General features: G+C 36.1%; 11 protein-coding genes. 6 read left to right on the forward strand and 5 right to left on the reverse strand.

What is annotated here, in order from left to right; all coding sequences use genetic code 11:
- From bla to WFK35_RS13380, 5 genes are all read left to right on the forward strand, one after another.
- On the forward strand, nt 1–769 hold a 769-nt coding region (bla, locus tag WFK35_RS13360; protein ID WP_336733006.1), incomplete at its 5' end, for a class A beta-lactamase, subclass A2.
- A gap of 31 nt (nt 770–800) precedes the next feature.
- A complete protein-coding gene (locus tag WFK35_RS13365; protein WP_336733007.1) occupies nt 801–1,214 on the forward strand; it encodes a hypothetical protein in 414 nt (137 codons plus the stop codon).
- Nucleotides 1,215–1,238: 24 nt separating this feature from the next.
- A complete protein-coding gene (locus tag WFK35_RS13370) occupies nt 1,239–2,129 on the forward strand; it encodes a 3-hydroxybutyryl-CoA dehydrogenase (RefSeq protein ID WP_175608832.1) in 891 nt (296 codons plus the stop codon).
- Between the two features lie 101 nt (nt 2,130–2,230).
- Nucleotides 2,231–3,547: a hypothetical protein gene (locus WFK35_RS13375; protein ID WP_336733008.1), complete on the forward strand. Its 1,317-nt coding sequence runs from the start codon at nt 2,231–2,233 to the stop codon at nt 3,545–3,547.
- 38 nt (nt 3,548–3,585) lie between these two features.
- Nucleotides 3,586–3,825, forward strand: coding sequence for a hypothetical protein (locus WFK35_RS13380; RefSeq protein WP_002977986.1), 240 nt, complete (start codon nt 3,586–3,588; stop codon nt 3,823–3,825).
- 47 nt (nt 3,826–3,872) lie between these two features.
- On the opposite strand, the gene WFK35_RS13385 is transcribed toward WFK35_RS13380, so the two are convergent.
- The 3 genes from WFK35_RS13385 to dnaN all read right to left on the reverse strand — a co-directional run bounded on the left by WFK35_RS13385 (nt 3,873) and on the right by dnaN (nt 8,885).
- Entirely contained in the window at nt 3,873–4,283 is a 411-nt protein-coding gene (locus WFK35_RS13385) for an META domain-containing protein (RefSeq protein WP_336733009.1), read from the reverse strand.
- Between the two features lie 479 nt (nt 4,284–4,762).
- On the reverse strand, nt 4,763–7,165 hold the full coding sequence (gene pheT / locus WFK35_RS13390) for a phenylalanine--tRNA ligase subunit beta (RefSeq protein WP_336733010.1): 2,403 nt from the start codon (nt 7,163–7,165) through the stop codon (nt 4,763–4,765).
- Between the two features lie 589 nt (nt 7,166–7,754).
- Entirely contained in the window at nt 7,755–8,885 is a 1,131-nt protein-coding gene (dnaN, locus tag WFK35_RS13395) for a DNA polymerase III subunit beta (RefSeq protein ID WP_076394496.1), read from the reverse strand.
- Between the two features lie 198 nt (nt 8,886–9,083).
- On the opposite strand from dnaN, the gene WFK35_RS13400 reads away from it, so the two are divergent.
- Entirely contained in the window at nt 9,084–9,440 is a 357-nt protein-coding gene (locus tag WFK35_RS13400) for a diacylglycerol kinase (protein WP_336733011.1), read from the forward strand.
- Nucleotides 9,441–9,444: 4 nt separating this feature from the next.
- Here the strand turns inward: WFK35_RS13400 and WFK35_RS13405 are convergent, their stop codons facing one another.
- Complete coding sequence (locus WFK35_RS13405) at nt 9,445–11,403, reverse strand: TonB-dependent receptor plug domain-containing protein (RefSeq protein ID WP_336733012.1); 1,959 nt, start codon at nt 11,401–11,403, stop codon at nt 9,445–9,447.
- Between the two features lie 139 nt (nt 11,404–11,542).
- Nucleotides 11,543–13,508, reverse strand: a 1,966-nt coding sequence (locus WFK35_RS13410) for a phosphoribosylformylglycinamidine synthase subunit PurQ (protein WP_336733013.1), incomplete at its 5' end; no start/stop codon positions are given.

Genomic DNA, 13,508 nt, shown 5'->3' on the forward strand with positions numbered 1-13,508 from the left:
GGTCGGAATTTCTGTTCTGGGGTTCGAAGACAGTTTTACATACAATAAAAATCCTGACAAAAAGCTTCCGATGCAGAGCGTGTTCAAATTTCACATTGCCATTGCGGTTTTAGATTATGTAGAGAAAGGAAAACTTTCTTTAGATCAAAAAGTTACCCTTAATCAACTGAATTTACATGAAAATACATGGTCGCCTCTTCGCGAAAAATATCCAAATGGCGGTATTGTTTCTTTAAGCGAAATTATTGAATACACCGTTGCTAAAAGTGACAATAACGGCTGCGATATTCTTTTAAAATTATTAGGCGGAACGCAGGTTGTTCAGAAATTTATGAATGCTAAAGGGGTGAAAAACTTTCAGATCAAATACAATGAAGAAGCGATGCATAAAGACTGGAATGCGCAGTATGAAAATTACACCACCATGAATTCCGCGGTTGATGTGCTGAAAAAGTTTTATGACGGAAAATTATTATCAAAAAAATCAACAGATTATCTGATGAAAGTAATGCTCTCCACTTCCACAGGAACAAATAAATTAATTGAACAGCTTCCGAAAGATACGCCTATCGCAAGAAAAACGGGATCTTCCGGCAAGAATAATGCAGGTTTAACGGGTGCTGAAAATGAAATTGCGATCATCACTTTACCGAATGGCAAGCATTATGCAATAGCTGTATTTGTCAGTAACTCAACGGAAACAGCTGAAGTGAACTGCAGAATGATTTCAGACATTTCAAAAACAGTCTGGGATTATTTTAATAAGTAAAAATTTAAGCTTAATTTTAAAACCATTAAAAATGAAAAAAATAGTATTATTAATCGGGTTATTCACTTCCGCAGTATTTTTTGCACAGAAGAGCGAAAATTATCTGCAGGTAGGCTATCACAGCATTTGCTGCGGTACGCCTTCCGCTAAACCTGTGATGGATTTTATTAATCAGTTTCAGAAAAAAAACAAAATAAAAAATTTCGAAGTGTACAGACAGAGCGGTTTGGGAAGAGAAGGTGAATTTAATATTTATATCGGTACAGATATATTCTCCAGAACCCAGAAAACCAGATTTGTGGAAGGGCTGAAAGCTGCCATCAATAATCAAAACCAAATGAAAAGACCTAACAGAGACGGGAATGTGAGTTTTGATGAAACGTTGACGGTAAAAAAAGCAGATCTTTCCAATGCACGAAATTTAACTTTAATCAACAGTAAATAATTAAAACTTAAATAAGGAAAAATGATCAAAAACATTGTAGTTATCGGAGCCGGAACCATGGGAAATGGTATTGCGCACACATTTGCACAAAGCGGTTTTAAAGTAAATCTTGTAGATGTTTCTCAGGAAGCTTTAGACAGAGGTCTTAAAACCATTACCACGAATCTCGACAGAATAATTGCAAAGGGAAACCTTACCGAAGAACAAAAAGCGGAAACTTTAGGGAACATCACCACATTTACAGCACTTCAGGATGCAGTTGGATCTGCTGATCTTATTGTGGAAGCAGCAACGGAAAATCAGGAATTAAAGCTGAAAATTTTCGGACAGATGGATGAGTTTGCTCCTGAAAACTGCATTTTGGCAACCAATACTTCCTCAATTTCGATCACTAAAATTGCGGCGGCTACCAAAAGAGCAGATAAAGTAATCGGAATGCACTTTATGAATCCGGTTCCGATCATGAAACTGGTCGAAATCATTAAAGGCTACTCCACTTCCAAAGAGACGTTCGATGCGATCTATGAAATGAGCAAAACGCTTGGAAAAGTTCCTGTAGAAGTAAATGATTATCCGGGATTTGTTGCCAACAGAATTTTAATGCCGATGATCAACGAATCTATCGAGACGTTGTACAACGGCGTTGCAGGTGTTGAGGAAATTGATACGGTAATGAAACTGGGAATGGCGCATCCGATGGGACCGCTTCAGCTTGCCGATTTTATTGGTCTTGATGTTTGCTTAGCGATCTTAAATGTAATGTATGACGGCTTCAAAAATCCTAAATATGCTCCGAATCCATTGTTGGTAAACATGGTAATGGCAGGAAAATTAGGCGTAAAATCCGGAGAAGGTTTCTATGATTATTCCGAAAGCAAAAAAGCGGAAAAAGTGGCGAAAATGTTTTCTAAATAATAAAAAGTGAATTGTGAAGGGTAAATTGTGAATTTTCTGGAATTCAATTTTAATGTGATTAAAATTGACTGGCTTTGCAAAATTTACTAATTTCACAATCCATGAAATTTAAAGAAAAAAATATTCAGATATCAATGGTCATCATTACTTTAGTGATGACCATTTTGCGTTTTCTGCTTAATGAAAAAGGGCGTGTAAATCCGGATTCCATCCGTTATATGAGATTTGCGCACGTCTTTCCGACCATCGATAATACCACGACTCCTTTAGGATATCCTTTAGCGATAAAATTTTTTACGTTTTTCGGGTTTGATGAATTCTGGGGAAGTAAAGTTGTAGGAATTTCCGCATTTTTCTTCATTCTTTTTTTCACATGGAAGAAGAAATTTTTCTTTAGAGAATCCGTTGTTTTATGTGCTTTATTCAGCTTCCTCTCCATTTTCTCCTATACCATGAGCGAACCTATGATTTTGCCGTTCGTTATTTTATTTTTATATGTTTCCACATTAATTATTGATGGAAAATTAGAAAAGAGAAAAGCCGTTTTTTATCTTTCACTAAGCCTGATTGCTTTGTATAACATAAGATACAGCGCTCTTTTCATTATGGGCGGAACCGGGCTTTTCGGATTGATTTTTTGGAAAAGAAAATATTCGGGAATATTTATCCTTTCTGGAATCATCGGAGGAATTTTTGTGGTTTTGTACAAATTTCTTTTTATTGATTACTTTAACGAAAACTATGTCAGTCAATTTCTGGAAATCGGTCTATATCCTACCTCTAAACTTCTTGTTGAATTGTTTCAGGGATTGTGTACTACTTTCAACCCATTCATTCACATTGCAGATCCGGGAGGCGGAATGATCAATTATGCGATCTACGGAATCGGCTTTGTAAATATCCTGCTGATTGTTTTCCTTTTTATTAAATACAAACTTTCAGAAACAGAGTCCTTTTATATTTTTGTGAGTGTTTTCGGGATTATCTGTTCTTATTTTATTCAGTATTTTTATTCTGTGAATGCTATCGATTACAGATTAATGGCTCCTTTCAGTCTTCCGGTCTGGCTGGTTTATTTCAGGAAACTGTTTATTATTTTCGAGGTTAAAACGTACGCTCTAGGTTTTTTAAGTCTGCTTTCGGGAATGTTATTTACATGGCTTTCCAAAGGGAATTATCTTGAAAACAGAAAGGAAATGAAGCATTTTCTGCAATCTGAAAAACTTGATGAAATACCTTTAAAATTCTATCTTGAAACCACGGAAGATCTTGATAAAATACAGGTTGCCGAACTGATGAGTACCATCAATCCTAATATTACGCTAACTTTTAAACCGAAAGATACGCTTCAGAAAACAACGTTAACAAGGTATAAAGTTTTGCAAAAAATAAAGATTGACAAGAACAAATACCAATAATTTTATTATCTTTGATTTAAAGTTAAAACATTAAAAAAATGAAATTACCAAAGTTTTTATTAGCAGATAATTCGGAATTTCCAGAAGATTTATTCGTGGTGCACACAGAATATCCAAGATTTATCTTAAACGTTGAGGAAGAAGAAGTTGAGTGGCTGGATGATCTGGAAGGTGACGACGAAGAAACAATGGCGGATGAGGCTACAAAAGTAGTGGAAGCTGCGTTTAAATGGTGTGATGAAGAGTTGGCTAAGTACGACGAAGAAGAGGAAGATTAATAACAATTTAAACATAAAAAAGGAACTCGATTGAGTTCCTTTTTATTTTATTCAGCTTTATTGAATTTCAAAAGTAAAAGATTGTCCTGATACAATTCCAGAACATTTCCGGTTACTACATATTTATTGGCTTTTCCTACCATATCCATAAAGTTTTTCTCCACGCTCATATTATCGCAAGCCATTCTTGTAGAACCTAAAGCTCCCGCAGAAAAATTACCCATTGCCGGATCTACTTTTGCTGTCCCGAAGTAATTGTTGCATCCTGCATTACCGCTGATCTTTTCTCCTTCGATATTCAGAGTAGGAATTTTTCCTTTCACATTATCAGCCAAAGCCCATTTTGTACCTGCAAGAGAAGGCTGCGCTTTTCCTACTTTGGAAGCAGAAGAGCTGGACATTGTTCCACACGAAACCAAAACTGTAGCAGTACATATACTTAAAAAAAGATTCTTCATTGTTTACTTTTTGATTTAAACCAAATTTACGGAATTATTATTATTTAAACGGGTTTCGGAAGATTTTATTATTCTTTAACACTTCAGATAAAATTGTAATTGAATATGATTTATCCTGATTTAACCTGAGTTCGGAATAAGTATTAAACGCAAGGTTAAACAAAGAGATTCAATTATCAGGAATTCAGCTTTTAAGATATACAAAGGCGTAAAACTTATCAAAGTAATACCATTTTGTCTTTTTTAAATAAACGAAGTGCCTTTGTTTAGCTTACAAACTTTCAATAAGTAAAAAAATCTTTTGTTTTTCTTTGCGATAAAATAATACAACGCTATAAATCAATTATTTAAAATTTCTCTTATCCCGAACTGAGATTATTTAATAAAATATTCAATCTTTAAACTATTGGCAATTTCGGTTTTTGCCAAAAAAAAAACGGACAAATGTCCGTTTATATTGTATTCGAAAGATAATTTTTTTACCCTCTTAATTCTGCATTGAATTCTTTCTGGAAAGATTTGATTAAGGAATCCATTACCGCAGTAATTTCTTTCTCTTCAAGAGTTTTTTCCTCGTTTAAAAGTTCGAAACTCATTGCATAAGACTTCTTGCCTTCCGGAAGATTTTTCCCCTCGTAAACGTCAAATAAATTAATATTTTTCAGGTACGGAGATTTATTTTTCTTTGCTGTCTGATAAAGATCTTCGTAATTCACGTTCTTATCAATCAGTAAAGCAAGGTCTCTTCTGATTTTATTGAATTTAGGAATATCTTTGAATTTCAATTGATTTTCAGAACGTAATTTCTGCGCAAATTCAAGTTCAATTTCGGCGTAGAAACATTCCTGTTCAATATCGAAATCTTTCAGCATCTGAGGAGCCACTTTCCCGATTCTTACCAAAGCTTTTCCGTCCGCTTCATATGCCAAAGCATCAGAGAATCTTTCATCAGATAAAGCTACTTCTTTATAATCAACTGCTAATCTTTCCAGCAAAACTTTTACATAAGCTTTCAGATTATAGAAGCTTGTCGCAGATTTCGGCTGCAGCCAGTTTTCTGCAACATCTCTTCCGGAAACAAGGATAGCCAATTGCTTTCTTTCCTCATACTGATCTCTCTTATGATAAATTTTCCCGAATTCGAAGAATTTTATATCCTGATTTTTTCTGTTGATATTGTAAATTGCATTCTGCAAAAGCCCTTCCAGTAAAGACTTTCTCATAAATGCCAAATCGTTGCTTAAAGGATTTAATAATTTTACAGCATCCGTTTCATCTTTTAGCGAAGTCAATGAATTGTTCATTACTTCATTGAAACCTAATCCCTGTAACGTTCTTGCCCAGTTATTTTCAAGCTCATCCTGATCCTGTGCAGCCAGTTTTACCGGCGTAAACGAAATTTTCTGAGGAGCATCGATCTTATTGTATCCGTAGATTCTTAAAATCTCCTCGATAACATCAATTTCTCTGGTAACATCTGCTCTGTACGCAGGAACAGAAATTTCATAACCATTCTGAATTTCATTTAGAACCTGAATTTCAAGGGCTTTTAAAATTTCTTTTACTTTTTCTCTGTGAATTTTGGTTCCTAAAATCTGCTCGATTTTTGAAAATCTGATGATGACATACTGATCTTCAATTTTCTTAGGATACTGTTCCAGCAATTCCCCCACAAGTTTTCCTTCAGTAAGTTCCTGAATTAATTTAATAGCGTGCGTAATTGCTGTTCTTGTAATATTAGGATCCACTCCTCTCTCGAATCTGAAAGAAGCATCGGTATTCAATCCGTGGAATTTTGCTCCTTTTCTCACCGCAACCGGATTGAAATAAGCACTTTCCAAAAAGATGGTAGTTGTTTCAGCAGAAACCCCTGAATTGGCACCTCCGAAAACTCCGGCAATGCACATCGGCGTATCTTTTCCGTCTTTAATGATGATTTCAGAACCGTTCAAAGTTCTTTCAACACCGTCTAAAGTCGTGAATTTTGTTCCTTCTTTTACTGTTCCTACTTTTACTTTTTTATCTGCAATTTTATCTGCATCAAAGGCGTGAAGCGGCTGTCCGTAACCGTGAAGGATATAGTTGGTAATATCTACAACATTGTTGATCGGGCTTAATCCGATGGCTTTCAGTCTGTCTTTCAGCCAAGCCGGAGAATCTGCCACTTTTACGTTTTCGATTACCGCTCCGATGTATCTCGGACATAATTCTGCGTCTTCCACTTCTAATGTAAAATCGTGAGAACCTTCGTTGTTCAGCACAACAGAAGATACTTTTTCGAACTCAGATTTCTGTTTGTTTGTGGAAAGATAAGCGTGAAGATCTCTTGCAACACCGTAATGAGACATTGCATCGGTTCTGTTTGGCGTTAAACCGATTTCCAGAACTTCATCGTTTGTTATTTCAAAATAATCTGCGAAATTTTTTCCGGCTTCAAACTTTTCTTCATCCAAAACCATAATTCCGCCATGATCGTCGCTAAGACCCAGTTCGTCTTCTGCACAGATCATACCCTGAGAAACTTCTCCTCTTATTTTTGCTTCTTTGATCTCAAAAAAGTTTCCGGTTTTATCATAGATTTTTGTTCCTACAACTGCAACAGGAACGGTTTGTCCGGCTTCCACATTGGGAGCTCCGCAAACGATGTTTAAAATCTTTCCGTTTCCTACGTCTACCGTTGTCTTTTTTAATTTGTCTGCATTCGGATGTTTCTCGCAGGTTAAAACTTTACCTACAACAATTCCTTCCAGGCTTCCTTTTATGCTTTCAAATTTTTCTATCCCTTCAACTTCAAGACCTATATCTGTAAGGAACTCACCGATTCTTTCAGTTTTCAGGTCCGTTTTGATATAATCTTTAAGCCAGTTGTTTGATATTTTCATCTGATAAATTATTATTTTTCAAGGTTAAAAGAAACCTTGCTTATTTTGAAAATTTTACTTGAATTTTTCGCGTTACAAATATCGTGTTTTTTTAAGAAACAGAGAAATGTGAGAGAAACTTTAAGAGTTATTTAGCAGCTTTCTTTTTCCTTCCGGATTAGCAAGGCATTGTCATTGCGAAAAGCGAAACACCGCAGCAATCTGAAAACCTTATTTTTAACGCAAAAGATAGCTAAGAAAAGTATTGTTAAATTCTGAATATTGTTGTTCGCTAAGGCGTTCTACTCAGCAAGTGAAAGCAGAATTTAAATCTGTCATTACTGTTTCTTAAACTAAGTCTCGATTTCTACTTGTAGATGCATTCCGGAGATTACTTCATCTCTTTTTTCATTGCAAAACGGCGGACTGCAATTCTAGCCCCGATTGCAGCTTTGTTTGAGCTCATTTACTTAGGATTCGGCTGCGGCAGCTTCGCTGCCGCAGCCGAATCCTAAGTAAATAGCGAGTGCGGAAAGCGGGAAATAGCTCCTAAAAAATAAGAGGTTCTGAAAAAATCAAAACCTCTTATCCTATTTTATTTACGTTAAAATTACAATCCGATTACCGGCATTGATAACATTAAAATACTTTCGTTTTCTTCAAGACCATCAAGAGGTTCAATAATTCCCGGTCTGTTTGGCTGAGACATTTTCATGGTAATATCGTCTGAACCAAGAATCGTTAACATTTCCGTTAAGAATTTAGAGCTGAAACCGATGTTGATGTCTTCTCCGTTGTAATCGCAAGGAATCTGCATATCTGCTTTGTTTGCATACTCCGTATCTTCTGCGTGAAGGTGAAGAATGTTTGCAGAAAGCTTAAATCTTACCTGATTGGTCGATTTATTAGACATGATGGAAGCTCTTTTAATCGCTCCTAATAAGAGATTTCTGTTGATGGTTAATACATTCGGGTTTTCTTTAGGAATTACCGCTGTGTAATTAGGATATTTTCCGTCGATCAGTCTACAGATCCAAACGTGCTTTCCAAAAGTGAATTTTGCCATATTCTCGTTGAATTCGATCGTTACGTCTTCATTGGAACTTGCTAAAATATTTTTGAAAATGTTCAATGGCTTTTTAGGCATGATGAATTCCATCGGTTCGGCATTCATCAGATCTTTTCTTTTGTATACTACCAGTCTGTGAGAATCTGTAGAAACAAAGTTGGTTTCATTCTCTCCAAACTGGAACAGTACTCCTGTCATTACCGGACGAAGAGAGTCGTTACTTGTGGCGAAAAGCGTATTGGTAAGGGCTTCAGATAAAACTCCTGCAGGCATGGTAACACTTTGTGCGGCATCAAATTCCGGCAATTCCGGATAATCGTCCGCGTTATCCAATGCTACGGCGAAGTTATCTTTTTCATCTAAAATCTCAAGCTGACTTCCTGTTCCTTCTGCATTATCCTTCACAACCAACGTAAGAGGCTGTTCTCCGTAAGTCTTGATGAAGTCCTGGAAAATCTTTGCAGGAACCGCAAATTTACCCGTATCATCAGACTTTGCCTCAAGAGAAGTTACAAGAGTCGTTTCGCCGTCAGATGCGGTAATGGTAACCTGAGTTCCGTCTAATTCAAAAAGATAGTTTTCTAAAATCGGTCTCGACTGAGAGCTTGATATTACGCCACTTACAGTTTGCAAAGCCTTCTGTAGTTCACCACTTGAAATAATAAATTTCATAGATTTAAAAATAAATTTTTACAAATATAATAAATAGAAAACAGAATGAAAAGAATAATTCTGAGAGTTATTAACATCTATCAAAATAATTTTACAACTGCTCCTGCTCTGGTTTTTTGATGCCCGAAAACATCCTAAAGCACTAAAGATAAGGATTTTCTTCAATGAATTAACTATATTTGCAAATAAACTTTAAATATGCGAAAACCTCCTGTACATAAGAGTTTACAAAATGCTTTCCGGGGTGTTTTTCTCATGATGAAGCATGAAAGAAATTTTCAGCTTGAGGCTATGGCTTTCCTTATTAATGTGTTTCTGATTTTTTACCTGAACCTTTCTTCTACAGACACCATTTTAATTTTAATGGTTTCTTTCGGCGTTTTAGCTGCTGAAATTCTGAATACTGCCATTGAGAAAATCTGCGATTTTATTCATCCTGAATTTGATCAAAGGATCGGTTTCATCAAAGATATTTCTGCCGGAGCGGTTTTACTGATGGCAATTGCTTCTGTAATTGTCGGAATTTTTGTTTACTGGAAGTATATTTTCAATTAACTTATCACAGCTTCCATTTTACCGACAGATTAATTACTCTTCCGTCTATCGGAGCCCAAAGTGGATAAAATGTGGGATTGCTTATGTTACCGGAATAGAGAGCTTCTTTTTTACTTTGTCTGTAATCCAGAAGATTTTCTCCGTTCAGTACAACGATAAAATGTTTCCCGATATCTTTGGAAATTATTGCGGCGGTAAACAGGTAAGAAGGAGTGCGGCTGTAATCTAAACGATATTGCTTTCCATTATAAGATGCCTCAATCCCTAATTTCCATCCGTTTTCAAAATCTTTAAGTCCCGTCATTGCAGCTCTGTGTTTCGGAGTAAGAGGAATATAATCATTGCCTTCCAGAAAATTATATTTCGCTATTGTAAAGGTATACCCAAAATACAGCTCCCATTCATCAAATTTTCCTTTGATATATGTATCAAAACCTTTTGAAACAACAGATTTGGATTCGTTGTAGAAATATATATTTCCTGTAGAAGTTTGATGAGCAATTACCGGACTGGAAATTTGTGTGAGAAAAAATGCCTGATTGATGAATATTTCATTCCCGCTGTCGAATTTCTTTTTATAGTTAAACTCCAGATTGTAACCTACAGATTTTTCTGCTTTTGTATTCTGCGTATCAATTGGCAGCAGTTTTTCTAAAGAATAGTCTACATTCTGCGCAGCAAGTGCATTAGGAACTTTATAGCCTAAACCAATTCCTCCTCTTGCAGCCCAGTGTTCATCAAAATGATAAATACCGGCAAGGCTCGGCAAAAAGAAACTACCGTACGTATTGGTAAAATCAGTACGGATTCCTGATTCTATGGTCGCTTTTTTTAACTTAGTGGTGTTCTGAAGAAAAATTCCGAAAGAATTATTCTCAAACGCCGGAATCTGAAAAGACTGAAAAGATTTAGGATTAAATTTGCTTCCCTGAAAATCTGCTCCTAAAACAAGCAGGGTATTTGTAAATGGCCGTGTATAGGTAAGTTCTGAGAAATAATTTTTCTGATTGGCGTTCAGAAAATTCTCATTGCTGGTGAAATCACGGTTAAAATCACTTAAGCTGTTTTTAAATTCAAGTTTAGAATTATTGCTGAAATTTTGCTGGTAAATAAGATCGAACGTATTTCTTTTAAGTATATTTTTTTCAAAATACTGATGGATGTTATCACCATTATTACGTATTACCTGCATATCGCCTCCGGTATTTTTATCGAAACTTCCTGTCCATCCTAGACTAATTACTGAACTTTCTGAAGGATAAAAGAATACTTCGGGATGCAAAACCAGAGAATTTGTTTTGGGTACATCAGAAAACCCGTCTTTATTTACGTCCTTTGCATTTTGTGATGTTATACCACCGAAGAAAACATATCCGAACCGATTCATTTTTTTGGAAGCAAACATATTTAAGTTTTTTTCGTCCAAAGTAGAATAATTTGCTAAAAATGTCAGTTCCTGTTTTGCAGTAGGCTTTCTTGAAATAATATTGACCAATCCTCCGATAGCTCCTCCTCCATATAATGTAGATGCGGAACCTTTTATGAGCTCTACCTGCTGCAAATCTAAAGGCGGAACAGAAAGAACGCCCAATCCTCCACTGAATCCATCGAATAAAGGCATTCCATCACGCAATATTTGGGTATACCTTCCATCAAGCCCCTGTATACGAATATTGGAATTACCGGAAACCGGACTGCTTTGCTGGATCTGTACTCCGGATATATCCCCTAAAATACTTCCTATTCCTGCAGGTTTTATTCCGCTTTCTTCATTCATTTCTTCTTTTCCCAGAACTTCTACCTTTTGAGGTGAATTTTCTATTTTCTGTCCAGTTCGGGAAGAAGCTACAATAGTAATTTCCTCTATCTCTTTTTCTTTATTCTGCAAAGTGTCTGCAACTTTCTGCTGTGCAGCAGCAAAGAAAGAAATTAATGCAGCAGCGAAGAATACTATTTTTTTCATTATCGGAATTTGATACAAAAATAAGAAACAATTATCACTATGTTAAGTTTTAAAATTAATTGTTAAAGTATTATTTAAAACTTTCCTTATAAAAAAATAACCGTCACTAAGGACGGTCATTTTTTATTTTTGTTATTTTTTACATAAAGTACTCCACTCCATTTTTAAAGATGTTGTGATAATTTGCGGTTGGAATATTTTTGAATAATCCCTCTGCAAAACGTTCCGGATGTCCCATTCTTCCGAAAATTTTTCCGCAAGGACTGGTGATCCCCTCAATTCCGAATAAAGAATTATTTGGATTAAAAGGCATTCCGTGAGCAATATTTCCTTCTAAGTCTAAATATTGAGTGGCAATTTGTCCGTTTTCATACAACTTCTGAATTTCCGCTTCCGAAGCCATGAAACGACCTTCCCCGTGAGAAATTGGAATCGTGAAAATCTGATCTTTCATTCCTTTCAACCAAGGCGATTCGTCATTTACGACTTTTACATTTACCATCTGGGAAATATGTCTTCTGATCGCGTTGTGAGCCAACGTTGGAGAATTTTCATCCAAATCTTTGATTCTTCCGTAAGGTAATAATCCGGACTTAACCAACGCCTGAAAACCGTTACAGATCCCGATAATCATTCCGTCTCTGTCGAGCAGTTCGTGAACGGCATTTCTCATCTTTTCGTTTTTTAAAACGTTAACGATGAATTTTGCAGAACCATCCGGTTCATCACCCGCAGAGAAACCTCCTGAGAAAGCTAAAATCTGGGAAGTTTTGATCTCCTCAACCCACGCATCAATACTTTCATCCAACAATTGGTGATTAATATTGATTAATGGTAAACTGCTGATTACAGCGCCTTCTTTTGCAAAAGCATTCAGTGTATCGTATTCGCAGTTTGTTCCCGGGAAAACCGGCGCAAATACTTTTGGCTGAGCGATTCCGTGTTTCTTAATGATGATATTTCTTAGGTTGACTGAATTTAATTTTTCATCGATTTCAACCGTTATTTTTTCTTTTTCAACTGTTGGGAAAAGATTTTCGAAGGTGTTGCTGTTGGAAGCGAGAAGCTGGAGGATGGAAGTTTGAAGATTGTTGATGGTTAAAACTTCGTCTGCAACAACTTTTCCGATCAATTGAAGATTTACAGAACTTAATTCTTCTTTAGATTCTATAATTAAGCTACCAATTCGCTTGCTGAGCAATGCCGAAGCATCATCTACTGTAATGTCAGCGCCCAATCTGTTTCCAAAGCTCATTTTTGCTAAAGCAACCGCAACTCCACCCTCTTTAACCGTTTTTACTGAAACGATTTTTCCTGCTTTAATATTTTCAAATATAAATTCATAAACATCTTTTAAAGCATAATAATTCGGAATTCCGTTTTCCTGAGCGATATGATTGAAGAAATATACTTTATTTCCTTCGTTTTTAAATTCAGGAGAAATAATATTTTTCTTTTCTCCGTTGGCACAAGCGAAAGAAATTAATGTTGGCGGCACATTCAGATCCTGATACGTTCCGCTCATTGAATCTTTACCTCCGATAGCCGCTAAACCGAAATTAATTTGCGCATCGTAAGCTCCCAAAAGTGAAGCCAAAGGTTTTCCCCACTTTTCAGGATTCTGACCCAATTTTTCAAAATATTCCTGAAAACTGAATCTGATATTTTTATAATCACCACCCATTGCAACAATCTTCGCAACACTTTCTACAACAGCGTAAGAAGCTCCCAACAAAGAATTCTGCTTAGAAATATCTGCATCGAATCCCCAACTCGCTAAAGAAACGGTTTCGATATCTTTAGCTCCGATAATTGGCAATGTCTGAACGCTTCCTTCCATCAAAGTCTGCTGGTATTTTCCACCTAAAGGCATCGCAACCGTAGTTGCCCCGATTGATGAATCGAACATTTCCAGCAATCCTTTTTGAGAAGCAACATTCTTATCGCTTAAATTTTTCAGGAAATTCTCTTCAGTAAATGCCTGAGTTTCTTCTTTCAGTTCATCAAGATGCGTAATTTTAACTTCCTGACTTTTTGAACAGCCATTCGTATCTAGAAACGCTCTTGAAAGATCCACAATTTTATCTCCTTTCCAGAACATCTGC

This window comes from Chryseobacterium sp. VD8, from assembly GCF_037149975.1.
In the GTDB taxonomy this organism is placed as follows: domain Bacteria; phylum Bacteroidota; class Bacteroidia; order Flavobacteriales; family Weeksellaceae; genus Chryseobacterium; species Chryseobacterium indicum.